This window comes from Streptomyces sp. NPDC050842 (assembly GCF_044456565.1).
GTDB lineage: Bacteria > Actinomycetota > Actinomycetes > Streptomycetales > Streptomycetaceae > Streptomyces.
Genome location: NZ_JBITGA010000012.1, coordinates 219137 through 244630, shown reverse-complemented (window position 1 = coordinate 244630; position 25494 = coordinate 219137). Strand labels below are relative to the sequence as shown.

The following is a 25494-nucleotide window of genomic DNA, read 5'->3' as shown; positions in this document are numbered from 1 at the left end:
CCCCTCCGAAAGACCCCCGGCGGCGGACTCTCACGGCCCTTGGCCGCCGCCGGGCTCCCACCGCGCCGCGCCCCCCTGTCCGGGGCGCGGCGCTCCGGCGTTCCCGGCCGGGGGTGCGTGCTGCGTTCCGCCTTCTACGGGAACAGCTCGTCCTGGGCCGCGTCCCTGGCGAGGAGGAGGGCGCCGCGGAGGACGGCCGTGTCCCCGAGGGCCGTGGGGCGGACCTCCGTACGGAGCGGGGAGAGCCGTGCGGCCTCGGCCTCCACGCGGGCCGCGAGCCCCGTGCCGCCCTGGTGGCCGGTCTCGCCGCCGAGGACCACACAGCCGGGGTCCAGGACGGAGGCCACCGCCGCCGTGCCGACGGCCAGGCGGTGGGCGAGGGCGTCGAGGAAGGGGCCGTGTCCCGAGCCGAGCGCGGTCTCCGGGTCGAGGCCGTGCTCGACGGCCAGGGCCTCGACCGCGGCGGTGCAGGCCAGCTCGTGGAAGCCGCCGTCGCAGCCGGTGGCCGAAGGGAGCCCGGAGGTTCCCGGCACGGGCAGGAAGCCGATCTCGCCGGCGCCGCCCGAGGCCCCGCGGCGCAGTCGTCCGTCCAGGACGACGGCGGCGCCGACGCCCTGGCCGAGCCAGAGCAGCACGAAGTCGTCGCGGTCGCGGGCGGCGCCCTCGCGGAGCTCGGCGAAGGCGGCGAGGTTGGTCTCGTTCTCGACGAGGACGCGGGCGGGCAGCCGTTCCTGGAGGACGGCGACCAGGCGGCGGTGCCAGGCGGGCAGTTTCGCGGAGTCGCGCAGCTCGCCGGTGGCCGGGTCGATGAGCCCGGGGGCGCCGACGGCCACGGTGTGCAGCCGGTCGACGCCGGCCTCCTTGGCGGTGCGCTCCAGGAGCGTGACCGCCTTCTCCACGGCGGGGCCCGTGCCGCCGTCGTCACCGACGGGCGCGGATGCCTCGGCCAGGGTCACGCCGAGGAGGTCGGAGACGGTCACGGAGACGGATCGGGTGCGCACGTCGAGCGCGGCGAGGTACGCGCGGTCGGCCACGATGCCGTACAGCTTGGCGTTGGGCCCGCGACGCTCGGCCCCGGACTCCCCGACGACATGGACGAGCCCGGACTCCCGGAGCCGCTCGACGAGGTCGGCGACGGTCGGGCGGGAGAGTCCGGTGAGCGTCTTGAGCTGAGTGGCCGTCAACGGGCCCTCGTCCTGGAGCAGTCGCAGGGCGAGCCGGTCGTTGATGGCCCGTGCGGTGCTCGGGGATGCGGCCATGCGGCGATCCTCTCAGACGCGAATCCGTACGGACTCCCTCCTGCGGTCTATTTATCAGGCAGGGTCCCTGATAGTTTACCGCCACATCACGACACAGGGAGGGCACATGGCGGCGGAGACCGTCTTCAGCACCGAGCGACTGCGGCGGGCACGCTTCGCCGTCGCCGCGGTCTTCTGCGTCCACGGCGCGGTGACCGGCAGCTTCGCGACCCGCATTCCGTGGATCCAGGAGCACGCGGGCGTCAGCGCCGGACAGCTCGGGCTCGCGCTCGCCTTCCCCGCGCTCGGCGCCTCCCTCGCGATGCCGCTGGCCGGTGCCATCAGCCACCGCTTCGGCGCCCGCACGGCCCTGCGCGGCCTGCTCGCCCTGTGGACGCTGTCCCTGACGCTGCCCTCGCTGGCGCCGAACGTCTGGGGGCTGTGCGGGGTGCTCTTCGTGTACGGCGCGACGGCGGGCATGTCCGACGTGGCGATGAACGCGCTGGGCGTCGAGACCGAGAACCGGCTCGGCAAGTCCATCATGTCGAGCCTGCACGGCATGTGGAGCGTGGGCGCGCTGATCGGCTCGGCCGCCGGCACGGTCGCCGCCCACCTCGGGGGCGACGCCCGGATCCACCATCTGATCGCGGCCCTGACCCTCACCGCGCTCGGCCTGTTCTTCTGCCAGGGCGTCCTGGACGTGGTCGGCACCCAGGACGAGGAGGCGCCGCCGCGGTTCTCGCTGCCGCCGAAGTCCGCGCTGGTCATCGGCGCGATCGGCTTCTGCGGGGTGTTCGCGGAGGGCGCCAGCCTCGACTGGTCGGCCGTCTACCTCCGGGACGAGCTCGGCAGCTCGGCCGGGCTCGCGGCCGCCTCGACGACCGCCTTCGCGCTGACGATGGCCGTGGCCCGGCTGGCCGGCGACCGCGTCGTGGACCGCTTCGGCGCGGTCCGTACGGTACGGGTCGGGGGCGCCGTCGCCACCCTCGGCGGGCTCATGGTCGTCCTCGCCCCGCACGCCGCCGTCGCGATGGCCGGTTTCGGTCTCATCGGCCTCGGCATCGCGGTCGTCGTCCCGCTCGCCTTCGCCGCCGCGGCCCGCAGCGGCCCGAACCCGAGCCAGGCCATCGCGGGCGTCGCCACCATCACGTACACCTCGGGTCTCATCGCCCCCTCGGCGATCGGCGGCATCGCCGACGCGACCTCGCTCGTCTTCTCCTTCGGTCTGGTCACCCTGCTGGCCCTGGGTCTGGTGCTCGGCGCGGGCGTGCTCAGGCCCGGTGCGCGGGCGGCGGCGGCGTCGGCCAAGGCGGACGGCGCCCCGGCGAAGAGCTCCGGCCCGGTCGCGTAACGGCGGGCCGTCAGGGGCGTCCGCTCCGGCCGGGCCGCGGTCGCACGGCGGGGAACGGTTCCGGCAGGTCGTGGCGCATACCATGTGGCTGATCTTTTGCGGTCACGACACGGCCGCCGGAACCTCTGAACGGGAGCGACCTCATGAACCTCGGCGTGCGCTGGACCCTGCACGGCGACGGGAGAACACCCGCTCCCGGGGCCGTCGTCCGGCCGGACGAGCGGCTCTCCTGGCCCCGCACCGTCGGCCTCGGCGCCCAGCACGTCGTCGCCATGTTCGGGGCGTCCTTCGTCGCCCCTGTCTTGATGGGTCTGGACCCGAACCTCGCGATCATGATGTCCGGTGTCGCGACCGCGATCTTCCTCCTCGCGACCCGCGGCACCGTCCCGTCCTACCTGGGCTGTTCGCTCTCCTTCGTGGGTGTCGCCGCCGCCATCCGGGCCTCGGGCGGCACCAGCGCCACCGTGACCGGCGCGGTCCTCGTCGTCGGCGCGGTGCTCTTCCTCGCGGGTCTCGCGGTACGGAAGTTCGGCGCGCGGATCATCCACGCGGCGATGCCCCCGATCGTGACCGGCGCCGTCGTCATGCTGATCGGCTTCAACCTGGCCCCGGTCACCGCGTCGACGTACTGGCCGCAGGACCAGTGGACGGCGCTGCTCGTGATGCTGTTCACCGGTCTGGCCGTGGTCTGCCTGCGCGGCTTCTGGTCCCGGATCGCGATCTTCCTCGGCCTGGTCTTCGGCTACGGCATCTCCTGGATCTTCGACCTCGTCTTCGGCAAGATCCACTCGATGTCCCCGAGCGGTCAGATCACCGACCACTGGCGGCTCGACCTCTCCGGCGTCTCGAAGGCCGACTGGATCGGCCTGCCCTCCTTCCACGGGCCGAGCTTCGAGTGGTCCGCGATCCTGGTCGCCCTGCCCGTGGTCATCGCGCTGATCGCCGAGAACGCCGGGCACGTCAAGGCCGTCGGCGAGATGACCGGCGACAACCTGGACGACCAGCTCGGCACGGCGATCGCCGCCGACGGCGCCGCCTCGATGCTGTCGACGGCGGTGGGCGGCCCGCCGAACACCACGTACTCCGAGAACATCGGCGTCATGGCCGCCACCCGGGTCTACTCGACCGCCGCCTACTGGGCCGCGGCCGGCTTCGCGCTCCTCTTCGGCCTCTGCCCCAAGTTCGGCGCGATCGTCGCCGCCATCCCCGGCGGGGTACTCGGCGGCATCACCGTGATCCTCTACGGCATGATCGGCCTGCTCGGCGCCCAGATCTGGATCAATGCCAAGGTCGACCTGCGCAACCCGCTCAACCTGGTCCCGGCCGCCGCCGGCATCATCATCGGCGTCGGCGGCGTGAAGCTCACCTTCACCGACACCTTCGAGCTGGGCGGCATCGCGCTCGGCACGATCGTCGTGATCACCGGCTACCACGTGCTGAGGGCCTTCGCCCCGGCCCACCTCAAGGAGCAGGAGCCCCTCCTGGACTCCGGCACCAGCTCGTACGAGAGCACCTCCGACGAGGTTCCGCTGGCGAAGAACTGAGTGATTCGCCCGTTCTGGGGAAGCCGGGCCCAGGGAGTTCCCTCCCGGCCCGGCGACTGGAAACCTGCACCCATGGCGCAGACCCAGCAGATCGGGCAACCCCTCGCTCACCACCTCGGGCCGTTCCTGGCGGTCGACCCCGTGGTGGACCGGATGCGGACACTCCGCTCCACCTGGCATCCGGCCGACGGGGTCGCCGTCTTCAACCGGGTGTACCTGACGGTCACCGAGGAGATCGGCCACGCCATCGAGGCGGGCACCTTCGCCGACCGCACGGCGGCCGCCACCCTCGACGTGCGCTTCGCCGAGCGCTACCTCACGGCGGTCGACACCGTCGCCGCCGGCGGCCCGGCGCCCGCCTGCTGGCGGCCCCTCTTCCGCTACCGGCGCCATCCCGGCGTACGCCCGCTGCAGTTCGCGCTCGCCGGGATCAACGCCCACGTGGGCCACGACCTGGCGCTCGCGGTGGTCGACACGTGCCGCGCCCTGGAGTGCGCGCCCGCCGACCTGGAGGACGAGTTCGACCGGGTCGGCGACATCCTCGTCCTCCTGGAGGAGCGCATCAGGGAGGAACTGCAGCCGGGCCCGGACCTCCTGGAGATCGCGGACCCGCTGACGCATCTGCTCGGCTGCTGGAGCCTGGACCGGGCCCGCGACGGGGCCTGGCTGGCGGCGCGCTCGCTCTGGCAGCTGCGCGGGCTGCCGGAGCTGGCCGGGGAGTTCACCGAACGGCTCGACCGGTCGGTGGGCCTGGTGGGGCGGATGCTGCTCACACCGCTCACCAGGCCCTGACCCGTACGGCCGGGTCCGGTCCGGCCGGGACTCAGTCCTCCGGCAGCTCGACCGGGGCGATCTCCTCGTAGACGTCGCCCGGACCCGGGTTGGTGGCGTCGGTGCCGCCGCCGAAGTGGTGCATCACGCCCCACACCGCGTTGAGCGCCGTCTGCACCGCGCCCTCGGCCCAGCCGGCCGTCCAGGAGATGTCGTCGCCCGCGAGGAAGATGCCCCGCTTGTCCTCGGGCAGCCGCTCCTGCATGAAGTGCGTGAACAGGCGGCGCTGGTAGCGGTAGTGGCCCGGCAGGTTCGCCTTGAAGGCGCCCATGAAGTAGGGCTCGTTCTCCCAGGAGACCGTCACCGGGTTGCCGATGATGTGCTTCCGGATGTCGACCTTCGGGTAGATCTCGCCGAGCGACTTCAGCATGACCTCCATCCGCTCGTTGGCGGAGAGCGGCAGCCACTTCAGGCTGTCGTCGCACCAGGTGTACGAGAGGCAGATCGTGGCCGGCTTGTCCGGGCCCTCGTCCAGGAGGTACGTGCCGCGGGTCATCCGGTCGGTCAGCGTCATCGACATGACGTCCCGGCCGGTCTGCTCGTCCTTGTCCAGCCAGAACGGCCGGTCCACGGGCACGAAGAGCTTCGAGGACTCCATGTAGTGGGTGCGCTCGATCGCCGTCCAGTGGTCGATCGGGAAGAGCGAGTCGTCGCAGGCGATCTTGGAGAGCAGCATCCAGGACTGGGCGGTGAAGATCGCCGCCGGGTACGTACGGATGTCGCCGGAGGCGTCGGTGACGGTGATCCGGTTGCCGGCGGTCCGGTTCAGCCGGGTCACGGCCGGCTTCGGGGTGCCCTCGTGCAGGGAGCTGAGCGAGGTGCCCGGCGCCCAGTGGACGATCTTCTCCGGCTCGCGCTCCCAGAGGCGCAGCGGCAGCTGCTGCGAGCCGCCCACGATGCCGCGGTGGTGGTCGTCCGCCTCGGTGTAGACGACACGGAGGATCTCCAGGATGGAGTTGGGGAAGTCGGTGTCCCAGCCGCCGGTGCCGAAGCCGACCTGGCCGAAGATCTCGCGGTGCCGGAAGGACTTGAAGGACTCCGACTCGCAGAGGAAGCCGTAGAAGGTCTGGTTGTCGAGCTTCTCGACGAGCTTCGACCAGATCTCGCGGATGCGCGGGACGTCGCGCTCGCGCATGGCCTGGTTCATGTCGGAGAAGTCGGCGCCCTCGTCCAGGCAGGCGTTCCACGCGTTCATCACGTCGCGGTAGACCTGCGGGAGGTCGTCGACGGTGGTGGCGTAGTGCGACTCGCCCTTGAGGTCGACGACGGTCGAGGGGGTCGACTCGGCGAGCGGGTTCGGGAAAGGCGTGGTCTCCAGGCCGACGAGGTCGATGTAGTGCTGGAGCGCGGTCGAGGAGGGCGGGAAGCGCATCGCGCCCATCTCCGCGGTGAGGCCCTCGGTGGCGGTGCCCTCGAAGCCGACGGTCCGCAGCCGGCCGCCGATCTGGTCGGCCTCGTAGACGACGGGCTTGAGGCCCATCTTCATGAGCTCGTACGCGGCGATGATGCCCGAGAGACCGCCGCCGATGACGGCGACCTCGGTGCCGTGCTCGGTGGCCGGTATCTGGCCGAGACCGGCCGGGTGGGCCAGGAAGTCGTCGTACGCGTACGGGAAGTCCGGACCGAACATGGTGATCGGCGGCTGGCCGTCGCTGTGGGGGACGGCGGTCGTGGGCACCGTGGACGTCATGGGGTACGGACTCCTTGCACGGAAAAGAAGGACGAGGCAGGTCGGGGGGTGGGGACGGCTCAGACGAGGGGGCCGTAGAGGCCCGGGCGCCGGTCGCGGAGGTAGGGGTTCTCCGCGCGGGAGGCCGCCAGGAAGTCGGTGTCGACGTCGCCGAAGACGAGGTCCTCGCCGCGCCCGGCGCGGGCGCGGGCGGTACCGTCGGGGCCGGCCAGGGCGGAGAGGCCGACGAACTCGAAGGCGCCCTCGGAGCCGGTCCGGTTGGCGTACGCGATGTAGAGCTGGTTCTCGAAGGCGCGGACCGGCACCACGGACAGGGGCACGATCTCGGCGGGGTGCATCAGCGCGGTCGGTACGAGGAGGAGGTCCGTACCCGCCAGCGCGTGCGCCCGTACGTTCTCGGGGAACTCGACGTCGTAGCAGATCATCACGCCGACGGTGAGGCCGTCGACCTCCGCCTGGACGACGGCCAGGTCACCGGGGGTGAACCACGTCAGCTCGAAGTCTCCGAAGAGGTGGGTCTTCCGGTACTGCGCGAGCGGGACGCCGTCGGCGCCGATGAGCTGCGCGGAGTTGTAGAGGACCCCGTGCCGCTCGGTGTCGCGCTCCGGGTAGCCGTAGCCGACGGCGAGGCCGTGGCGCACGGCGATCGCCGCGACGGCGCGGGCGGAGGGGCCGTCGGCCGGCTCGGCCAGGCGCGCGATGTCGGCGCCGATGGCGTAGCCGGTGAGGAACAGCTCGGGGGCGAGCAGCAGGCCCGCTCCGGCGGCAGCGGCGCGGGCGGCGGCCTCGTCGAGGATCTTGAGGTTGGCGGCCACGTCACCGAGCTCGCCGGAGCTCTGGAGCAGGGCGGTGCGCAGCGCGGGCATGAGCGATCCTCGGGGGGTCGGAGTACAAGGGGAAGACGTCAAAAACGGTACGGTTTCGCGCTCTGTTCGGACAAGGCGGGAGCGTTGCGGACCGACCGTCGAACCATTGCGCGATCCATGTCCCCTGTGGCGATTCGTTGCGTACGGCTCCGCCGGGGGTCGTACGGCTCCCCCGCCGCGCGGCGGAGACGGGAACCGTCCTGCGGCGCGACGCCCCGGCGCGGCCTGCGCGGAAGAGTGGTCCTCGTCCGGAAGACCTGCCGGACGACCTGCCGAAAGGACCGGGAAAGACCATGAACCGTCGTACGAGGACCGTCGCCGTCGCCGCCGCTGTTCTGCTCACCCTGGGAGCCGGGGGTATCGCCGCGGCGGACGACGCTCCCGCCCCGGCCGCGGCCTCGGCCACCGTCAAGGAGGCCGCCGCGCTGACCGGCACCGCGAAGCTGTACCGGCCGGCCGGTGACGACATCACCTTCACCTTCGACGCGCACCTCGCCGAGATGAACCGGCAGGATCCGACGAAGGCCACGGGCACGTTCCGCTTCAGCCACTACAAGGGCGACTGGGGCGGCTACGCGGAGGTGAAGGTCGACTGCCTCACCACGGGCGGCAAGGTGGCCGTCGTCTCCGGTGTCGTCACGAAGACCGATGTGAAGGAGTTCCGGAAGGCCCGCGTCGGGGTCACGGTGCACGACGACGCCAACGGCGACCGGCTGGGCTACACCTGGATGACCGCCGACCCGCAGAAGGACAAGGTGCCGCCGTGCATCAGCGGCGCGCCGTTCGAGAAGGTCAAGGAGGGGACGGGCGACTTCAAGGTCGTGCCCTGGGAGTTCGTCTACCCGACCGAGTAGACCGCCCCACGGGGGTGGGCGGGCGAAGGGCGGTGCGGGAACCACGGCCCGCACCGCCCCGACCGCCCGTGCCCCGCAGGTCCGAGCAGGGCTACGCGGGCGAGCCCGAGGAGAAGCGCCGCAGCAGCGGCGAGAGCACCAGGACGGACTTGGTGCGCTCCACGAAGGGCTCGCCCGCGATGCGCTCCAGGACGCGCTCGAAGTGGCGCATGTCCGAGGCGAAGACCTGGACGACGGCGTCCGCGTCGCCGGTGACGGTCGACGCGGACACCACCTCGGGGTACCGCTCCAGACCTCGCCGGATGTCGTTCGGCGAGGTGTTGTGGCGGCAGTAGATCTCGACGAAGCCCTCGGTCTCCCAGCCGAGCGCCGCCGGATCCACCCGTACGGTGAATCCGGTGATGGCGCCCTCGGCCCTGAGCCGGTCCACGCGCCGTTTCACGGCGGGCGCGGAGAGACCGACCAGCGAGCCGATGTCGGCGTAGCTGCGGCGGGCGTCTTCCGCGAGGGCGTGGACGATGCGTTCGTCGAGGTCGTTGAGTCGCACTACGGGTGGATCACTTCTCTGTCGATGCCGCTGATTCTGCGGGCGCCTCGATGGCCAGTCGGGAGCGGCGGATGCCGTACTGGAAGTAGAACACGAGGCCCGCCACCATCCAGCCACCGAAGACGATCCACGTGGCGATGTCCAGGCTGAACATCATGTAGCCGCAGGCGAGCAGGCCGAGGATCGGCGTGATCGGGAAGAGCGCGACCTTGAAGGTGCGCGGCAGGTCGGGGCGGGTCCTGCGCAGGATGACAACGGCGACGTTGACGAGGCCGAAGGCGAAGAGCGTGCCGATGCTGGTGGCGTCGGCGAGCTTGCCGAGCGGGATGAAGGCAGCGAGGGTGCCGCAGAAGAGGGAGACGATCACCACGTTTGCGCGGGGGGCGCCGGACTTGGCGTCGACCCTGGCGAAGACCCGGGGGACGAGTCCGTCGCGCGACATGGCGAAGAGGATGCGGGTCTGGCCGTAGAGGACGGCGAAGACGACGGAGGCGATGGCGACGACGGCGCCCGCGGCGAGGACGACGCCCCAGAAACTGTGCCCCGAGACGTCGGTCATGATCTGGGCGAGCGCGGCCTCGGTGTCCTCGAAGTCCTGCCACGGCATGGCGCCGACGGCGACGAAGGCGACGAGGACGTAGAGCACGGTGACGATCAGCAGCGAGAGCATGATCGCGCGGGGCAGGTCGCGCTTGGGGTTCTTGGCCTCTTCACCGGCGGTGGAGGCGGCGTCGAAGCCGATGTACGAGAAGAAGAGGGTGGCGGCTCCGGCGCTGATGCCCATGATGCCGAGCGGGGCGAGGGGGGTGTAGTTGCCACCCTTGATGCCCAGGAAGCCGATGCCGATGAAGAGAAGCAGGGTGACGATCTTCACCGCGACCATGATCGAGTTGATCCGGGCGCTCTCCTTGGCGCCGCGCATCAGGAACACCATGGCGAGCAGCACCACGACCAGCGCGGGCAGGTTGATGAAGCCGCCCTCGCCCATCGGGGAGGAGATCTGTTCGGGGATCGTGATCCCCAGGGTGCCGTCGAGGAGTTCGTTGAGGTACTCGCCCCAGCCGACGGCGACCGCCGCGACGGAGACGCCGTACTCCAGGACCAGGCACCAGCCGCAGACCCAGGCGACGAGTTCGCCCATCGTTGCGTACGCGTACGAATACGAAGACCCGGAGACGGGCACCGATCCGGCCAGCTCCGCGTAGGACAGAGCGGAGAAGAGGGCGGTCAGGCCGGCGATCACGAAGGAGATCGTCACGGCTGGGCCGGCCTTGGGGGCGGCGTCGCCGAGGACGACGAAGATGCCGGTGCCGAGCGTGGCACCGATGCTGATCATGGTCAGCTGCCACATGGAGAGCGAGCGGCGGAGGCTGCCGCCCTCACCCTGCCCACCCTCCATGACCAGGCGTTCCACCGGCTTGCGCCGGGTGAGGGCGCCGAGCGCGGAGGTCTTGGGGGTGGTCGTGTCGACGACCGGTGGGGCTGCGCCGTGGTCCAGCACTGCGGAGGCTCCTTATCGCTGCCTGTAGGCGGTGGGACGACCACGGCGGCTCGCGGGCATGCCGAAGCAAGCCCACGGGGGAGGGGAACCGCCGAGCAGGCGGTCGCCGCCACTCCTGGTACGGGGCACGAGCCTAAGGGGCTGAGGTTCGCAGTCGTAATGCAGGGTTGTTGCGCACTACCGGATGATCATTGCGCGCTCGCGGCGCAGACGGGGAAACATTGCGCGCCCCTGCATGAATCGGCATATTGGGGGCCTGAGGCTCACTCCGCGTGCGGGTGCACGGGGCCCTGCCGAGGCGCGGCACGCGCGCGTGCACGTGCCTTGACTCCTCGTGCCCCATGACCCACGCTGCGAGCCCCCGGAAACCCACGATCGGAGGCCTCGGTGGGCTGGCTCGCCCCGGCGCCCTTCCTGCGCGGCACGGCCTGGCTCGACGGGGACCGGCCCGTACGGGCGGATCCGGCCGACCTGGAGCGGATCCCGTGGGACATCGCCGAGCGGGCCGCGCTGCCCATCGGCGTACGGATCGAGTTCACGGCGGAGCCCGGGACGCGGGCGGTGGAGCTGCGCTACCGCGCGGCCGTCCCGGACCCCGAGGACCCGCTCGCCGCGCTGCGCCACAGCTTCGCGCTCTGGCAGGGCAGGCGGCTCGTCGGCGAGACCTGCGCCGTCCCGGCGCCGGAGGGCACGGTGAGCCTCCCCCTGCCCCCGCACGGCGGCGTCTTCACCGTCCACCTCCCCGAGGGCCAGTCCCCGGTCCCGCTCGCCCTGCGGGCCGTCGGCGGCCGCCTCTCCCCCGCCCCGGTCCTGCCCCGCTGGCTCGTCCACGGCGACTCGATCACCGAGGGCTGGTGGGCGACCCGTCCCGCGCACTCCTGGCCCGCCACGGCGGGGCGGCTGCTCGGGCTCGACGCGGTCAATCTGGGGTACGCGGGCGGGGCGCGCGGCGAGCTCCCCCTTGCCGAGCACCTCGCGCGGCTCCCGGGCGACGTGGTCACCCTCGCCTTCGGCACCAACTGCTGGTCCCGGGTGCCCGCGACGGCGGAGTGGCTCTACGCGACCGTCCGGGCGTTCGTGGGCCTGGTCCGCCGCGGCCATCCGGACACCCCGCTGCTCATCGTCTCACCCGTCCTGCGCCCGGAGGCCGAGCACACCCGCAACGTCCTCGGAGCCACCCTCACGGAGCTGCGCAGGGCCATGGAGCGCGCGGGCCGCGACCTGGCGGCCGAGGGCGACGGCCGGCTCCTGGTCCTCCCGGGGCGCTCCCTGCTCGGCCCCGAGCACCTGGCGGACGGACTCCACCCGAACGACGGGGGTCACGCCCGGATCGCGGCGGCGGTGGCGGAGGCCTTACGCCCCCACGTACCGGTCAGCCGCCCCGTACCGCCAGCGGCCTGACCAGGAAGGTGCACGCGTCCGCGCACGCGTGCGCGCGGCCCTCCGCGTCCGTCCAGCCGTAGCGGTCGGTGTAGGTGACCACGGGCTCGTAGCCGAGGCGCGCGTACAGCGCCGCCGCCCGCGGGTTGTCATGGCCCACGCCGAGCCCCATCGCCGTCCCGCCGCGCTCCCGCACCAGCTCCTCGGCCGCGCGGATCAGCGCCGTGCCGATGCCCTGTCCGCGGAGCCCCTCGGGCCACACGTCCAGCCCGTTGAGCTCGGGGCAGTCGCCGACCACGGCCCGTACCTCGGGCGCGGCGCAGCCGTCCCAGCGCACCTGCCCGTGGCCGACGGGAACGCCGTCGCGCCAGGCGAGGAGGTACGTCCCGGCCCCGGCCTCCTGACGCGCGAATCGGTCCGCGTGCCGGCTCGGCGCCCCGGGGTCGGGGATGTGACGGTCGAGCAGGGGCACGTCGGCGGCGCGGCAGGGCCTGATGTCCATGCGCCGACGGTACGGGAACGCCGTGGGCCCCCGGGAGGATTTTCCCGGGGGCCCACGGCGTCGGAGACGAGAGGTACTAGCTCCAGCTGGCGTGCAGCGGCTTGCCCTCGGCGTAACCGGCGGCGGACTGGATGCCGACCACGGACTTCTCCTCGAACTCGGCGAGCGAGCCGGCACCGGCGTAGGTGCAGGAGGAGCGGACGCCCGCGATGATCGAGTCGATCAGGTCCTCGACGCCCGGACGGGTCGGGTCGAGGAACATGCGGGAGGTGGAGATGCCCTCCTCGAACAGCGCCTTGCGGGCGCGGTCGTAGGCGGACTCCTCGCTCGTGCGGTTCTTGACGGCGCGCGCGGAGGCCATGCCGAAGGACTCCTTGTAGAGCCGCCCGTTGGCGTCCTGCTGGAGGTCGCCCGGGGACTCGTACGTCCCGGCGAACCAGGAGCCGATCATCACGTTCGACGCGCCGGCGGCGAGCGCCATGGCGACATCGCGCGGGTGCCGGACGCCACCGTCGGCCCAGACGTGCTTGCCGTACTTCTTGGCCTCGGCCGCGCACTCCAGGACGGCCGAGAACTGCGGCCGGCCGACGCCGGTCATCATGCGGGTGGTGCACATGGCACCGGGGCCGACGCCGACCTTGATGATGTCGGCGCCCGCCTCGATGAGGTCCTTGACGCCCTCGGCGGCGACGATGTTGCCCGCGACGATCGGGACCTGCGGGTCGAGCGCCCGGACGGCCTTGATCGCGGCGATCATCGACTCCTGGTGGCCGTGCGCCGTGTCGATGACGAGCGTGTCCACGCCCGCGTCGAGGAGCTGCTTGGCCTTGCCCACGAAGTCGCCGTTGATGCCGACGGCGGCGGCGATGCGCAGCTTGCCCTCGGCGTCGGTGGCCGGGGTGTACAGGGTCGCGCGGAGCGCGCCCTTGCGGGTCAGGATGCCGACCAGGCGCCCGTCCTTGTCGACGGCCGGGGCGTAGCGGCGGTTGGCGTGGTCCAGCGTGTTGAACGCCTCGCGCGGCTCGATGTCGGCGTCGATGAGGAGCAGGTCCTTCGACATGACCTCGGACAGCTGGGTGAAGCGGTCCACGCCGGACAGGTCGGCGTCGGTGACGACACCGATCGGGCGGCGGTTCTCGTCGACGACGACGCCGGCGCCGTGGGCCCGCTTCGGCAGCAGGGAGAGCGCGTCGGCGACGGTCTGGTGGGGCTCCAGGACGATCGGGGTGTCGAGCACGTGGTGGCGGCTCTTGACCCACGCGATGACGTCGGTGACGACCTCGATCGGGATGTCCTGGGGGATGACGACCAGGCCGCCGCGGCGGGCGACGGTCTCGGCCATGCGACGGCCGGCGATGGCGGTCATGTTGGCGACGACCAGCGGGATCGTCGTACCGGTTCCGTCCGGCGAGGAGAGGTCCACCGCCTGGCGGGAACCGACGGCCGAGCGGCTCGGCACCATGAACACATCGTCGTACGTCAGGTCGTAGGGCGGCTTGACGTCATTGAGGAAACGCACGTGCTGACATCCCAGTCGTTCGGATCGGCCCCTAGGCATTTCAGCCAGGGGAAAAAGCACGTAGTTCATTGTCCCACGCCTGTACGAATACCAGCCCCGGGCGAATCATCCGAGGCTTGCGGCAGGCGGTTCGTCGGATTCTACGAAGCCCTCCCCCAGGGAGAGGAGGACGGAGAGGTGGGCGGGACGCTCGTCGACGGCCGTGGCGAAGACCTCCTGGGCGGTCTGCCACTCGCGGGGACGCGTCCCGGCGTACCCCTGCCAGCCGGTGACGACGAGGACGACGGGCTCGGGAAGATCGGTCAGGCAGTCGGCCAGGGCGTCCCAGTTCCGGCCGAACCACGCGGGCAGCGCGAGGGTCACGGCGCACCGGTCCATGAGGGCGGCCTTGTCCGTGACGCCGGACAGGTCGAGGACGACGGCGTCGTCGAGTCTCATCCGAGCACCTCCCGGAAGGTCTCGTAGTGGTCGTCGGTCCAGTAGATCTCGCCGTCCCGCCCGGTGACGATCCGGCGCGCCCCGCGGTCGCGTTCGCCGGGGGTCCTCACGGTGTACTCGCGGTAGTGACCGCGTTCCTTCCGCGGCAGGATCCGCTCGAAGTTCGAGAAGACGGCGCCGTCCTTGGCGTACGGGTAGGGGCCGCCGCGCGCGATGAGTTCGAGTGTCCGCCGCGCCTCGGGCGGCAGGTCGGCGGCCCGTACGGTGGGCAGGCCCGAGGTCCCGGTGGCCGCGGGTGCCGACGTGCCCCTCGCCGTCGGGACCGAGTCGCTCGCGGTGGAGCATCCGGCCAGGAAGACGCAGAGGACGAGCGCGAGGAGTACGCGAAGGGGCCGGAGCGACATGTCCCGAACATACCGTTACGGGATGGCTCCAGCCCCTCGGACCTCGCGGTGACGGCTCAGCTGCCGTCGGGGTCCGTCCGGTCGAGCGCCGGGTGCGTGCCCGGGCTGGACTCGGTCAGCAGGTAGTCCGCCGCGGCGCGGTCCGTGACCAGGCTGGTGACGAGTCCGGAGCGGAGCACCGCCCCGATCGCCGCCGCCTTGCGCTGCCCGCCGGCGATCGCCACGACCTCGGGGATGCGCCGCAGCCGGTCCGCCTCGACGGTGATGCACCGCTCGCCCAGGTCGCGGCCGACGCGGCGGCCCTCGGAGTCGAAGAGGTGCGCGGACATCTCGGCGGCGACGCCCAGCGAGGCGTAGTGGGCGCGCTCCGCGTCGGAGAGCATGTCGTGGACGGTCGAGATGCCCGGCTCCCAGGAGCCGATGGACACGCAGGCGACCGTCACCTTGTCGAAGTACTCGAAGGCCCGCGCGATGCCGGTCTGGCTGCGCAGCGCCGCGGCGGTGGCCGGGTCCGGGAGCAGCATGGGCGCGTAGATCGGGTGCGCCTCGCCGCCGGAGACCTGGGCGGCACGCCGTACGGCCTCGACCGAGCCGCGCTCGGCGGTCCCGGCGTCGTACACGCCGGTGAGCTGCACGACCGTACAGGGCGGCAGCCGGTCGAGCGCCGCGGCCATGTGGATGGTGGAGCGGCCCCAGGCGAGGCCCAGGACGTCGCCCTCGGTGACCAGCTCGCCGAGCAGGTCGGCCGCTACCTCGCCGAGGTTCTCCGGGTCGGGCGACTCGTCCGCGGCCTCCGCCGGGGATTCGACGACGACGGCGTGGCGGAGTCCGTAGCGGGCGCGGAGCGCGTCGGAGCGCTCGGCGTCCAGCTCGGCCGGCACGCGGATCTCGATGCGTACGAGGTCGCGCTCCAGGGCGGTCTCCAGGACCCGCGCCACCTTGAAGCGGCTCACGCCGAACTCCTCGGCGATCTGGATCTTGGACTTGCCCTCGAGGTAGAAGCGGCGGGCCATGGCCGCCGCCTGCACCAGCTCCGCGGGGCCCATCCGCAGGGCTGATCGTCCCGCCGACATACCGGCCACCGCGATCTCCTCACTGCTGTTCACGTACCGCTGTTCGCATACGGCTGTTCGCATACGGCTGTCGTTCACACTCTGGACTCGCCGTCCATCCTGTCAGATCCGGCGGGCCTTGATCAGTCCTGTCGGCGGCCCGACGGGCCGCGTTCATCCGGCGGAGGCTCAGTGGCCACACGCCCACGCGGCGGCGGCCGTGGTGGCCTCGGCGCGGGCCCGCAGCGAGGCCACGGCGGCCGCCGGGTCCGCCGCGCCGTAGACCGCCGAACCCGCGACGAACACGTCGGCGCCGGCCTCGGCGCACCGCTCGATGGTGGACTCGGCGACCCCGCCGTCGACCTGGAGCCACAGCTCCAGACCGTGCTTGGAGATCAGCTCACGGGTGCGGCGGATCTTGGGCAGCATGATGTCGAGGAAGGCCTGGCCGCCGAAGCCGGGCTCGACCGTCATGATCAGCAGCATGTCGAGCTCGGGGAGCAGGTCCTCGTACGGCTCGATCGGCGTGGCCGGCTTGAGCGCCATCGAGGCACGCGCGCCCTTGGCCCGGATCTCCCGCGCGAGCCGCACGGGAGCGGCCGCGGCCTCCACGTGGAAGGTCACCGACCCGGCGCCCGCCTCCACGTACTGGGGCGCCCAGCGGTCGGGGTCCTCGATCATGAGGTGGCAGTCGAGCGGTGTCCCCGTCGCCCGGGCGAGCGACTCGACGATCGGCACCCCCAGCGTCAGGTTGGGCACGAAGTGGTTGTCCATCACGTCGACGTGCAGCCAGTCGGCGCCCTCGACGGCCTTCGCCTCCTCGGCGAGCCGGGCGAAGTCCGCGGACAGGATGCTGGGGTTGATCTGCGCCATGTGCCAAGCCTCCCACGTTCTTGGGTACTTCTTTGCCGCTGAGCGGTTTCGGATCCGGTCCAGACCAATTTCGGTACGAAGCGACGAGCCCTGGACCGGGACGGACCGGGAGAATGCGGTCAGATGATCGAAGGGGCGGGCGCCTCTGGGGGCTCGGGGGTCAGACCGTGCGGCGCAGCAGCGCCAGGTACATGGCGTCCGTGCCGTGCAGATGCGGCCAGAGCTGGATGTCCGGGCCGTCGCCGAGCGCCGGGACGCCGGGCAGCAACGGGCGGGCGTCGATGAGCTCGGCGCCGCCGACCTTCTTCAGGACGTCGTCGACGACCACGCGGGTCTCGGCCAGGTGCGGCGAGCAGGTCGCGTACCCGACGATCCCGCCGACGCGCACGGCCCGCAGGGCCTCCGTGAGCAGTCCGCGCTGGAGCGGCGCGAAGCCGTCCAGGTCCTCGGGGCGACGGCGCCAGCGGGCCTCGGGACGGCGGCGCAGGGCGCCGAGACCCGAGCAGGGGACGTCCATCAGGACGCGGTCGAAGGAGCCGGGGCGCCACGGCGGGCGGGTGCCGTCGGCGGCGATGACCTGGTACGGGCCGGGGTTGCCGGCGAGGGCGCGCTCGACGAGCCGGGCGCGGTGCGGCTGCTTCTCGGAGGCGAGGAGCGCGGCGCCGCGCTCGGAGGCGAGGGCGGCGAGGAGGGCGGCCTTGCCGCCGGGTCCCGCGCAGCCGTCGAGCCAGCGGGCGTCGGACCCTTCGAGCGGCGCGTTGGCGAGGGCGAGCGCGACGAGCTGGCTGCCCTCGTCCTGGACACCGGCACTGCCGTCCTTGACCGCCTCGATGGCGCCGGGCTCGCCGCCCTCGGCCATCCGGAGGGCGTACGGGGACCAGCGGCCCGGCAGCGTCTCGGTGGCCGCGGCGAGCTCCTCGGTGGTGGAGCGGCCGGGGCGGGCGACGAGGGTGACCTCGGGGCGCTCGTTGTCGGCCTCCAGGAGGTCCTCGATGCCGGCGCGGCCGCCGCCGAGGGCGTCCCAGAGCGCCGAGACCACCCAGCGGGGGTGCGAGTGGACGACGGCGAGGTGGTCCTCGGCGTCCTTGTCGTACGGCGGGGCGACCTGCGCCACCCAGGCGTCGAGGTCCTGCTGCGAGATCTTCCGCAGCACGGCGTTCACGAACTTGGCGCGCCCGTCGCCGAGCACCACCCGGGCGAGCTCGACGCTGGCGGAGACGGCCGCGTGCGTGGGGATCCGGGTGCCGAGCAGCTGGTGGGCGCCGAGCGCGAGCACGTCGAGCACGGGCGGGTCGACCTCGCGCAGCGGCCGGTCGATGCAGGCGGAGATGATCGCGTCGTACGTGCCCTGGCGCCGCAGCGTCCCGTAGACGAGTTCGGTCGCGAGGGCCGCGTCGCGGCCGTCGAAGTCGCACTTCTCCCGGGCCTTCTTGAGGAGCGGCGGCAGTACCAGGTTGGCGTAGGCGTCGCGCTCGTCCACCGCCCTCAGTGCCTCGAAGGCGAGCATCCGGACGGGGTCCTTCTGGGGCCTCCGGTAGGGCTTGTGGGGACGGCGACTTGCCTGCTCGCTCAAAGGTGCTCCGCGTGACGAAATGAAGAGGTCGAACCCTCCAAGACTACGTCCGCCGCGCCCCCACCCGCGCCCGGGGCGGCCGAGCCGCCCGCCGGGCAGGTCCTAGACGCCCAGTCGCTCGCCGGCGGCAATGCGGACGCCGCGCGCCCAGTCGGCGGCCTTCATCGGCTTCTTGCCCTGCGGCTGGACCCAGAGCAGCTCGACGGCGTACGAGCCGGTGCCCGCGTACACGTTGTTCTTGCCGACCGCGAGCTCGCCCGGGGCCAGGTCGATGCGGTCCGGGAGGGGGGTGACCTGGATCAGCTTGAGGCGCTCGCCGCGGAAGACGGTCCAGGCGCCGGGCGCCGGGGTGCAGCCGCGGACCACGCGGTCGACCCGCAGGGCGGGGGCCGCGAAGTCGACGTGCGCGTCCTCGACCTGGATCTTCGGGGCGAGGGTGATGCCCTCGACGGGCTGCGGTACGGCCTGGAGGTTGCCGTCCTCGATGCCGTCCATGGTCGCGGCGAGCAGTCCGGCGCCCGCGAAGGCGAGCCGGGTCAGCAGGTCGCCGCTGGTGTCGGTCGGGCGGACGTCCTCGGTGACGACGCCGTAGACCGGGCCCGAGTCGAGGCCCTCCTCGATCAGGAACGTGGACGCGCCCGTCACCTGGTCGCCCGCCATCAGGGAGTGCTGCACCGGCGCCGCACCGCGCCACGCGGGCAGCAGCGAGAAGTGCAGGTTGACCCAGCCCCGCGAGGGGATGTCGAGGGCGACCTTGGGAAGCAGCGCGCCGTAGGCGACGACCGGGCAGCAGTCCGGGGCGATCTCCCGGAGCCGGGCGAGGAAGTCCTCGTCACGGGGCTTGACCGGCTTGAGGACCTCGATCCCGGCTTCCTCGGCCCGCTGGGCCACCGGACTGGCGACGAGCCGCCGGCCGCGCCCCGCCGGGGCGTCCGGGCGGGTGACCACGGCGGCCACCTCGTGCCGGCCGGAGGCGAGCAGGGCGTCCAGGGCGGGTACGGCGACCTCGGGGGTGCCTGCGAAGACGAGCTTCATGGGTGGCGGCTGCCTGTCTGTCCGGGGGCGTTGCGAGCGACGCACCAGTCTAGGGGGTGCCTTGTCGATCAGGCCGGATCAGGGAGCGGGGCCTGGTGCGTGCGATCGCAAGGCGGAGGAGGGAGTCAACGCGGAGTGTTGGCGACCGACGACAACGCGGCGAGCGTGCGTGCCAGGCCCCGCGAGCCCGGCCTGATCGGCAAGGCATCCCCTAGGACGGCAGGCGCCAGGGGGTGGCGTGGGGACCGGCCGCGCGCCACCCCCAGGGGGTGGCGCGCCGATCAGGCCGGATCAGGGAGCGGCGTCTGGTGCCGTGGATCGCAAGGCGGAGGAGGGAGTCATGGCGGAGCCATGGCGAGTGACGACAACGCGGCGAGGCGCGGTGCCAGACGCCGCGAGCCCGGCCTGGTCGGCGCGCCACCCCCCAGGGGCGTACGTGGGGACGAGCGCCCCGCGCATATGCGTGTACGCCCCCGCAGCGTGACCCAACTCCCGGTGGCGCGTTGGTCAAGAGAGATTGACCGAATCGGGTCGCCGCTCCCCCCTGCGACCCGCCCCCTTTACACGCCGGTTCGAGAGGCTTTCACATGGCCGACCACGCAACCCACGACGCCCAAGCCCGGGCGAGTCTGCACCTGTTGGTGCGGGACATCGAGCGGGTCCGGCGGCAGGTGGACGCACTGCGCACGCTCACGGCCCAGTTGGGCAATGTCTACCGTCCCCGCCGCTCCGGCCCGTCGACGGGCTTCGTCGTCTACGGGCGCGCGCCCGCCCCGACCGTACGCCTCGCCCAGGAGCTGCGGGACAGCGTCGAGACCCTGGTGACCGCGGCGGTCGACTTCGACCGCTCGCTCGGTTTCTCGTGGGACGCGGTGGGTTCCGCGCTCGGTGTCACCAAGCAGGCCGTCCACCGCCGTTACGGTGCCCGGCGCGCGCCCCAGCCGGGGATCGTCGCGGAGCAGCAGGACCACGGTACGGAGCCGGGCGTGGCCCGCCCCCTTCCCTCGGTGCCCGCCGCCCGCTCGATGCCGCCGCAGCCCACCTCGGGCAGCGCCACCCTCCGCGAGGACCCGCGCCCGTCGGCCTTCCCCGGCCCGCGCAACGGCTGACCCGCCTAGCCTCCGACGGCCGCCCGCCCCCTGGGCCGGCGGCCGTCGGGCGTACCGGCCGATGTCCGGTCGGCACGCGCCACTGGTCCGGGTGCCGTCGGGCGTTCCGGCCGGTGCCGGCCGGCTTCAGCCGATGTCCGGCGGGTCGACGCGGATCCGTACGGGTTCGCCTCCGCCGCGCGCGAGCCCGGCCGCCCTGGCCTGCTTGAGGGCCGCCGCCAGGGCCGCCCCGCTGCCCGGCGGCACCCGGACCAGAGCGCGGTCCCACTGCTCGCCGGGAGGCGGGTCACCGGGCCGGCGCGGCCCGCCGGGGCGGACCACCGGCAGCGGCACCGGACCGAGGACCTCCGCGTCGCCCGGCAGCCCCGCCACCGCGAGGAACCCCTCGACGGCCTCCGGCGTACCGGACACCGCCGCCATCCGGGACACCGGCGGGAAGCCCAGCTCGGCCCGCTCGGCCAGCTCCCGCTGGGCGTGCCCCACCGGGTCCCAGCGGACGAGCGCCTGGACGGGCCGCAGCGTCGGCTCGGCGACCACGACGACCGTGCCGCCCTCGGCCTGGCCCCGCACCAGCGAGGCCGCGTCGATCCAGCGGCGCAGCGCCTCCTCGCCCGCGCGCAGGTCGGGCCGGCCGAGCATGGCCCAGCCGTCGAGCAGCAGCGCGGCCGCGTAGCCGCCCTCGGCGACGGGTTCGGCGCCGGGGGTGGAGACGACGAGCGCGGGCCGCCCGGGCACGGTGTCCAGGATGTGGTCGCGCCCCGAGGTCCGTACGGGCACCGCCGGGAACGCCCGGCCGAGCTCCTCCGCCGTGCGCCGCGCGCCGACCACCTGGGCCCGCAGCCGGTTCGAGCCGCATGCCACGCAGTGCCAGTCGGGAGCGCCGTTCCCGCACCAGCCGCAGCGCAGCTCCTGCTGCTCGGGGGCCTCCAGGGGCCCGGCGCAGTGGCGGCAGCGGGCGGGCGTCCGGCAGCGCTCGCAGGCCAGCCGGGGTACGTATCCGCGCCGGGGGACCTGGACGAGCACCGGCCCGGTCTTCAGCCCCTCCCGTACGGCCTGCCAGGCCAGCGAGGGCAGCCGGGCGGCGCGCGCGGCCTCGTCGCGGGCCAGCTCGCCGTCGCCGACGGTCCGGATCAGGGGGGCCGCCCTGCGGACCTGCTCGCGTCCGGCGGTCAGCGCCTTGGCCCAGCCGGACTCGACGAGCTGGGCCGCTTCGACGGTGCAGCTGGTGCCGCCGAGGAGGAAGGCGCACCGGTCGTGGGTGGCGCGCAGGATCAGTACGTCGCGCGCGTGGGGCTGCGGGGCGTGCGGCTCGCTGTGGCTGCCGTCGCCGTCGTCCCAGATGACGACGAGGCCGAGGTCCCGTACGGGGGCGAACATCGCGGCCCGGGTGCCGACGACGGCCCGCACCGCACCGCGCCGGACCGCGAGCCACTGCCCGTACCGCTTCTCGGGGCCCGCGTCGGCGGTGAGCAGCGCGTGCCGCCCGGGCCCCAGGACCTCGGTCAGCGCCGCGTCGGCCCGCCCGGCCGCCCGGCCGTCCGGGACGACGACGAGCGCGCCCCGGCCGGAGGCCAGGGTCGCGGCGACGGCCCGGGCGATCTCCTCGGCCCAGTGCGGTCCCGGCAGCGCGTTCCACACGGCCCGGGGCGCGCCGCCGCGCGCGAGGGAGTCCAGGAAGGCCGCCCCCTGCTCGTACCGCGTCCAGCTCCCCGGCTCCGGGGGCTTCGGCGGCGGCAGGGGCTCCGGAGAGGTCCGGCCTTCCGCGCGGGCGCTGCGCGGCGGTACGGCGAGCTGGAGCACGTCGGCGAGGCTGCCCGCGTACCGGTCGGCGACGGCCCGGGCGAGGCCGAGCAGCTCGGGGCCGAGGACCGGCTCGGGCGAGACGACGTCGGCGAGGGCGGCGAGGGGCCCGGAGTAGTCGGAGGTGGCGCGGCGCTCGACGAGGAAGCCGTCGATCAGCCGGCCGCCCTCACGGCGCCCGTTCCGCACCTGGTGCGCGCCCGCCCCGAACCGCACGCGGACACGGACTCCGGGCCGGGCGACGTCGTCCAGTTCCTCGGGGACCGCGTAGTCGAAGAACTGGTCGAGGTGGAGCGCCCCCTTGTTCACGACGACCCGGGCGACGGGCAGCTCCTTGGCCAGCGCGGCCCCGCGCCAGGTCCGCGGCTTGGCCTTCGGCACGTTCGCCTTCCGCACGGTCTCCCGAATGAGCGCGAGCTGCTCGGGCCCGTCGGAATTCTCCTTCTCGCTGCTCACAGCCCCATACCTACCAGACGGCACCGACAGTCGGGCAGACGGAAGCCCGGCACCCCAAGGGGTACCGGGCTTCCGTCACGTGCAGCCGGGAGTTCCGGGAGCTCTCACACTCCGGGACTCCGGGAATTACAGGCCTGCGGCCTTCTTCAGGGCGTCCACGCGGTCCGTGCGCTCCCAGGTGAAGTCCGGCAGCTCGCGGCCGAAGTGGCCGTAGGCGGCGGTCTGCGAGTAGATCGGGCGGAGCAGGTCGAGGTCGCGGATGATCGCGGCCGGGCGCAGGTCGAAGACCTCGCCGATGGCGTTCTCGATCTTCTCGGTGTCGACCGTGTTCGTGCCGAAGGTCTCGACGAAGAGGCCGACGGGCTCGGCCTTGCCGATCGCGTACGCGACCTGGACCTCGCAGCGCGAGGCCAGGCCCGCGGCGACGACGTTCTTCGCGACCCAGCGCATCGCGTACGCGGCGGAGCGGTCGACCTTCGACGGGTCCTTGCCGGAGAAGGCACCGCCGCCGTGCCGGGCCATGCCACCGTACGTGTCGATGATGATCTTGCGGCCGGTGAGGCCGGCGTCGCCCATCGGGCCGCCGATCTCGAAACGCCCGGTCGGGTTCACCAGGAGGCGGTAGCCGTCGGTGTCGAGCTTGATGCCGTCCTCGACGAGCTGCGCGAGCACGTGCTCCACGACGAACTCGCGGATGTCGGGGGCGAGCAGCGACTCGAGGTCGATGTCGGAGGCGTGCTGCGAGGAGACGACGACCGTGTCGAGGCGGATGGCCTTGTCGCCGTCGTACTCGATGGTGACCTGGGTCTTGCCGTCGGGGCGCAGGTACGGGATGGTCCCGTTCTTGCGGACCTCGGTGAGGCGGCGGGAGAGCCGGTGCGCGATGTGGATCGGCAGCGGCATCAGCTCGGGGGTCTCGTCCGAGGCGTAGCCGAACATCAGGCCCTGGTCGCCGGCGCCCTGCTTGTCGAGCTCGTCCTCGTCGCCCTCGACCCGCTTCTCGTACGCGGTGTCGACACCCTGCGCGATGTCCGGGGACTGCGATCCGATGGACACCGACACGCCGCAGGAGGCGCCGTCGAAGCCCTTCTTCGAGGAGTCGTAACCGATCTCGAGGATCTTGTTCCGGACGAGGGTGGGGATGTCCGCCCACGCCTTGGTGGTCACCTCACCGGCGACGTGTACCAGGCCGGTGGTGATCAGCGTCTCGACGGCGACGCGCGAGGTGGGGTCCTCTCGCAGCAGTGCGTCGAGGATGGTGTCGCTGATCTGGTCAGCGATCTTGTCGGGGTGACCCTCGGTGACGGACTCCGAGGTGAACAGACGACGGGACACAACGCTCCCTGGGGTTGCAGCGGCTGCTGGCTACTCGTGACGGACCGGCAGGGGGCTGCGCCCCGCGACGTTCCACGAACAGTCTATCGGTCGTGGTCGGGCAATGGACCAGGTGTCTCGCCTGGCGAATGGTCGGCGGTGACCGGAACCGGCGCCCGGCCCGGCGGGAGAGCCCCTTCCGGTGGGGCGTAAATCACTCGGGAATCACTCGCGAGTCGGCGTTTCTCACCCTGCGGAACGCCTCCGCAGGGTGACACCGCGCCAAGCCCGGGCGCGTCCGATCCCCCGCGAGGCCCCTCAGGCGGTGGGACGCAGAAGCGGCAGGACCAGGTCCCAGACCGTCTCGGCGAGCGCTTCCTTCGGCCCGTACGGCACGGGGGTCTCGGCGCCGTCCGCCGCGAGCACGACGGCCTCGTTCTCCTCGGAGCCGAAGGTCTTGCGCTCCCCCACCTCGTTGACGACGAGCAGGTCGCAGCCCTTGCGGCGGAGCTTCTCGCGTCCGTTGGCGAGGACGTCGTCGGTCTCGGCGGCGAAGCCGACGACGACCTGACCCGGCAGGGCGCGGTCGGCGGAGAGCTCGGCGAGGATGTCGGGGTTGCGGACGAGTTCGATGGTGGGCGCTCCCCCGTCGTCCTTCTTCTTGATCTTCCCCGAGGCGTAGACGGCCGGGCGGAAGTCGGCGACGGCGGCGGCCATCACCACGGCGTCGGCGTCCCCCGCGGCCTTGAGGACGGCCTCGCGGAGCTGGAGGGCGGCGCCGACGTGGACCACGTCGACCCCGGCGGGGTCGGGGATGCCGGTATTGGCCTCGACGAGCGTGACCCGGGCGCCGCGCGCGGCGGCCGCCCTGGCGAGGGCGTACCCCTGCTTGCCGGAGGAGCGGTTGCCCAGGTAGCGGACGGGGTCGAGGGGCTCACGGGTGCCGCCCGCGCTGACCACGACGTGACGACCGGCGAGGTCGGGGGCGGTGACGCCGCGCGCGACGATCCGCCGGCAGACCTCGAAGATCTCGGCGGGGTCCGGCAGCCGTCCCTTGCCGGTGTCGACGCCGGTCAGGCGGCCGACGGCGGGCTCGATGACGACGGCGCCGCGGCGGCGCAGCGTGGCCACGTTCTCCTGGGTGGCCGGGTGCTCCCACATCTCGGTGTGCATCGCCGGGGCGAAGACGACCGGACAGCGAGCGGTGAGCAGCGTGTTGGTGAGGAGGTCGTCGGCGAGGCCGTGGGCGGCCTTGGCGAGCATGTCGGCGGTGGCGGGGGCGACGACGACGAGGTCGGCGCCCTGGCCGATCCGTACGTGCGGCACCTCGTGGACCGACTCCCACACCTCGGTCGAGACGGGGTGTCCGGAGAGCGCGGACCAGGTCGCCGCGCCGACGAAGTGGAGGGCGGAGTCGGTGGGCACGACGCGCACGTCGTGGCCCGACTCGGTGAGCCGGCGCAGCAGCTCGCACGCCTTGTAGGCGGCGATGCCGCCACTGACGCCCAGAACGACCTTCGGCTTCGTCACCACTGCCACTCCCCGCACTCGGATGCCTACGACTCCATGAGACACCAAAGGCCCGGCGGTTTTCCGCCGGGCCTTCGGTGACGAACG

The 25494-nt window shown here is 72.9% G+C and carries 22 protein-coding genes; 6 read left to right on the top strand and 16 right to left on the bottom strand.

Annotation, left to right across the window (positions count from 1 at the left end):
• Positions 1 to 134: 134 nt before the first annotated feature.
• Positions 135 to 1259: an ROK family transcriptional regulator gene (locus ACIBG6_RS33930; RefSeq protein WP_399226544.1), complete on the bottom strand. Its 1125-nt coding sequence runs from the start codon at positions 1257 to 1259 to the stop codon at positions 135 to 137.
• A 106-nt stretch (positions 1260 to 1365) separates the two neighbouring features.
• Between ACIBG6_RS33930 and ACIBG6_RS33925 the strand changes: the two genes are divergently transcribed.
• From ACIBG6_RS33925 to ACIBG6_RS33915, 3 genes are all read left to right on the top strand, one after another.
• Complete coding sequence (locus ACIBG6_RS33925; protein WP_399226543.1) at positions 1366 to 2589, top strand: MFS transporter; 1224 nt, start codon at positions 1366 to 1368, stop codon at positions 2587 to 2589.
• 143 nt (positions 2590 to 2732) lie between these two features.
• Positions 2733 to 4133 (top strand): uracil-xanthine permease family protein, encoded by a 1401-nt coding sequence (locus tag ACIBG6_RS33920; protein WP_399226542.1) that lies wholly within the window; start codon positions 2733 to 2735, stop codon positions 4131 to 4133.
• A gap of 72 nt (positions 4134 to 4205) precedes the next feature.
• A complete protein-coding gene (locus tag ACIBG6_RS33915) occupies positions 4206 to 4925 on the top strand; it encodes a DUF5995 family protein (protein ID WP_399226541.1) in 720 nt (239 codons plus the stop codon).
• A 31-nt stretch (positions 4926 to 4956) separates the two neighbouring features.
• On the opposite strand, the gene ACIBG6_RS33910 is transcribed toward ACIBG6_RS33915, so the two are convergent.
• The gene (locus tag ACIBG6_RS33910; protein ID WP_399226539.1) at positions 4957 to 6654 is read right to left on the bottom strand and encodes a flavin monoamine oxidase family protein; all 1698 of its coding nucleotides are present in this window, start codon (positions 6652 to 6654) and stop codon (positions 4957 to 4959) included.
• Positions 6655 to 6713: 59 nt separating this feature from the next.
• Entirely contained in the window at positions 6714 to 7520 is an 807-nt protein-coding gene (locus tag ACIBG6_RS33905; RefSeq protein WP_399226538.1) for a carbon-nitrogen hydrolase family protein, read from the bottom strand.
• 293 nt (positions 7521 to 7813) lie between these two features.
• Between ACIBG6_RS33905 and ACIBG6_RS33900 the strand changes: the two genes are divergently transcribed.
• Complete coding sequence (locus tag ACIBG6_RS33900; protein WP_399226536.1) at positions 7814 to 8374, top strand: Repetin; 561 nt, start codon at positions 7814 to 7816, stop codon at positions 8372 to 8374.
• 91 nt (positions 8375 to 8465) lie between these two features.
• Here the strand turns inward: ACIBG6_RS33900 and ACIBG6_RS33895 are convergent, their stop codons facing one another.
• Together ACIBG6_RS33895 and ACIBG6_RS33890 are read right to left on the bottom strand one after the other, a co-directional pair.
• Positions 8466 to 8921, bottom strand: a complete 456-nt coding sequence (locus tag ACIBG6_RS33895) for an Lrp/AsnC family transcriptional regulator (protein ID WP_030204433.1) — start codon at positions 8919 to 8921, stop codon at positions 8466 to 8468.
• A 10-nt stretch (positions 8922 to 8931) separates the two neighbouring features.
• Positions 8932 to 10422 carry an amino acid permease gene (locus ACIBG6_RS33890; RefSeq protein ID WP_399226535.1) on the bottom strand — a complete coding sequence of 497 codons (1491 nt, stop codon included), beginning with the start codon at positions 10420 to 10422 and terminating at the stop codon, positions 8932 to 8934.
• Positions 10423 to 10809: 387 nt separating this feature from the next.
• Between ACIBG6_RS33890 and ACIBG6_RS33885 the strand changes: the two genes are divergently transcribed.
• Positions 10810 to 11823 carry a GDSL-type esterase/lipase family protein gene (locus ACIBG6_RS33885; protein WP_399226534.1) on the top strand — a complete coding sequence of 338 codons (1014 nt, stop codon included), beginning with the start codon at positions 10810 to 10812 and terminating at the stop codon, positions 11821 to 11823.
• Here ACIBG6_RS33885 and ACIBG6_RS33880 read toward each other — a convergent pair.
• The 8 genes from ACIBG6_RS33880 to fmt all read right to left on the bottom strand — a co-directional run bounded on the left by ACIBG6_RS33880 (position 11795) and on the right by fmt (position 19198).
• Positions 11795 to 12304 (bottom strand): GNAT family N-acetyltransferase, encoded by a 510-nt coding sequence (locus ACIBG6_RS33880; protein WP_399226533.1) that lies wholly within the window; start codon positions 12302 to 12304, stop codon positions 11795 to 11797. The two genes, ACIBG6_RS33885 and ACIBG6_RS33880, sit on opposite strands and share 29 nt — an antisense overlap.
• A 76-nt stretch (positions 12305 to 12380) precedes the next feature.
• The gene (locus ACIBG6_RS33875; RefSeq protein WP_399226532.1) at positions 12381 to 13823 is read right to left on the bottom strand and encodes a GuaB1 family IMP dehydrogenase-related protein; all 1443 of its coding nucleotides are present in this window, start codon (positions 13821 to 13823) and stop codon (positions 12381 to 12383) included.
• A gap of 105 nt (positions 13824 to 13928) precedes the next feature.
• A complete protein-coding gene (locus tag ACIBG6_RS33870; RefSeq protein WP_399226531.1) occupies positions 13929 to 14261 on the bottom strand; it encodes a barstar family protein in 333 nt (110 codons plus the stop codon).
• A complete protein-coding gene (locus ACIBG6_RS33865) occupies positions 14258 to 14665 on the bottom strand; it encodes a ribonuclease domain-containing protein (RefSeq protein ID WP_399226530.1) in 408 nt (135 codons plus the stop codon). Before ACIBG6_RS33865 ends, ACIBG6_RS33870 begins: the two co-directional genes overlap by 4 nt.
• Positions 14666 to 14721: 56 nt before the next feature.
• A complete protein-coding gene (locus ACIBG6_RS33860) occupies positions 14722 to 15771 on the bottom strand; it encodes a sugar-binding transcriptional regulator (RefSeq protein ID WP_399226614.1) in 1050 nt (349 codons plus the stop codon).
• 135 nt (positions 15772 to 15906) lie between these two features.
• On the bottom strand, positions 15907 to 16590 hold the full coding sequence (rpe, locus tag ACIBG6_RS33855; RefSeq protein WP_399226529.1) for a ribulose-phosphate 3-epimerase: 684 nt from the start codon (positions 16588 to 16590) through the stop codon (positions 15907 to 15909).
• 160 nt (positions 16591 to 16750) lie between these two features.
• Entirely contained in the window at positions 16751 to 18163 is a 1413-nt protein-coding gene (locus tag ACIBG6_RS33850) for an RsmB/NOP family class I SAM-dependent RNA methyltransferase (RefSeq protein WP_399226528.1), read from the bottom strand.
• 102 nt (positions 18164 to 18265) lie between these two features.
• Complete coding sequence (fmt, locus tag ACIBG6_RS33845) at positions 18266 to 19198, bottom strand: methionyl-tRNA formyltransferase (protein ID WP_399226527.1); 933 nt, start codon at positions 19196 to 19198, stop codon at positions 18266 to 18268.
• 587 nt (positions 19199 to 19785) lie between these two features.
• On the opposite strand from fmt, the gene ACIBG6_RS33840 reads away from it, so the two are divergent.
• On the top strand, positions 19786 to 20307 hold the full coding sequence (locus ACIBG6_RS33840; protein WP_399226526.1) for a hypothetical protein: 522 nt from the start codon (positions 19786 to 19788) through the stop codon (positions 20305 to 20307).
• Positions 20308 to 20433: 126 nt separating this feature from the next.
• On the opposite strand, the gene ACIBG6_RS33835 is transcribed toward ACIBG6_RS33840, so the two are convergent.
• The 3 genes from ACIBG6_RS33835 to coaBC form a co-directional block, all read right to left on the bottom strand.
• The gene (locus ACIBG6_RS33835; protein WP_399226525.1) at positions 20434 to 22563 is read right to left on the bottom strand and encodes a primosomal protein N'; all 2130 of its coding nucleotides are present in this window, start codon (positions 22561 to 22563) and stop codon (positions 20434 to 20436) included.
• A 126-nt stretch (positions 22564 to 22689) separates the two neighbouring features.
• Positions 22690 to 23898 (bottom strand): methionine adenosyltransferase, encoded by a 1209-nt coding sequence (gene metK, locus ACIBG6_RS33830; RefSeq protein WP_399226524.1) that lies wholly within the window; start codon positions 23896 to 23898, stop codon positions 22690 to 22692.
• Between the two features lie 297 nt (positions 23899 to 24195).
• Positions 24196 to 25407, bottom strand: a complete 1212-nt coding sequence (gene coaBC / locus ACIBG6_RS33825; RefSeq protein WP_399226523.1) for a bifunctional phosphopantothenoylcysteine decarboxylase/phosphopantothenate--cysteine ligase CoaBC — start codon at positions 25405 to 25407, stop codon at positions 24196 to 24198.
• Positions 25408 to 25494 lie beyond the last annotated feature (87 nt).

What these genes read in the sequence shown, in the direction of transcription:
- rpe (WP_399226529.1), bottom strand. Translation starts at nt 16,590, where the DNA reads ATGGCGCAGATCAACCCCAGCATCCTGTCCGCGGACTTCGCCCGGCTC.
- ACIBG6_RS33900 (WP_399226536.1), top strand. Translation starts at nt 7,814, where the DNA reads ATGAACCGTCGTACGAGGACCGTCGCCGTCGCCGCCGCTGTTCTGCTC.
- ACIBG6_RS33920 (WP_399226542.1), top strand. Translation starts at nt 2,733, where the DNA reads ATGAACCTCGGCGTGCGCTGGACCCTGCACGGCGACGGGAGAACACCC.
- ACIBG6_RS33865 (WP_399226530.1), bottom strand. Translation starts at nt 14,665, where the DNA reads ATGTCGCTCCGGCCCCTTCGCGTACTCCTCGCGCTCGTCCTCTGCGTC.
- ACIBG6_RS33930 (WP_399226544.1), bottom strand. Translation starts at nt 1,259, where the DNA reads ATGGCCGCATCCCCGAGCACCGCACGGGCCATCAACGACCGGCTCGCC.
- ACIBG6_RS33880 (WP_399226533.1), bottom strand. Translation starts at nt 12,304, where the DNA reads ATGGACATCAGGCCCTGCCGCGCCGCCGACGTGCCCCTGCTCGACCGT.
- ACIBG6_RS33905 (WP_399226538.1), bottom strand. Translation starts at nt 7,520, where the DNA reads ATGCCCGCGCTGCGCACCGCCCTGCTCCAGAGCTCCGGCGAGCTCGGT.
- ACIBG6_RS33870 (WP_399226531.1), bottom strand. Translation starts at nt 14,261, where the DNA reads ATGAGACTCGACGACGCCGTCGTCCTCGACCTGTCCGGCGTCACGGAC.
- ACIBG6_RS33925 (WP_399226543.1), top strand. Translation starts at nt 1,366, where the DNA reads ATGGCGGCGGAGACCGTCTTCAGCACCGAGCGACTGCGGCGGGCACGC.
- ACIBG6_RS33910 (WP_399226539.1), bottom strand. Translation starts at nt 6,654, where the DNA reads ATGACGTCCACGGTGCCCACGACCGCCGTCCCCCACAGCGACGGCCAG.
- ACIBG6_RS33840 (WP_399226526.1), top strand. Translation starts at nt 19,786, where the DNA reads ATGGCCGACCACGCAACCCACGACGCCCAAGCCCGGGCGAGTCTGCAC.
- ACIBG6_RS33915 (WP_399226541.1), top strand. Translation starts at nt 4,206, where the DNA reads ATGGCGCAGACCCAGCAGATCGGGCAACCCCTCGCTCACCACCTCGGG.
- fmt (WP_399226527.1), bottom strand. Translation starts at nt 19,198, where the DNA reads ATGAAGCTCGTCTTCGCAGGCACCCCCGAGGTCGCCGTACCCGCCCTG.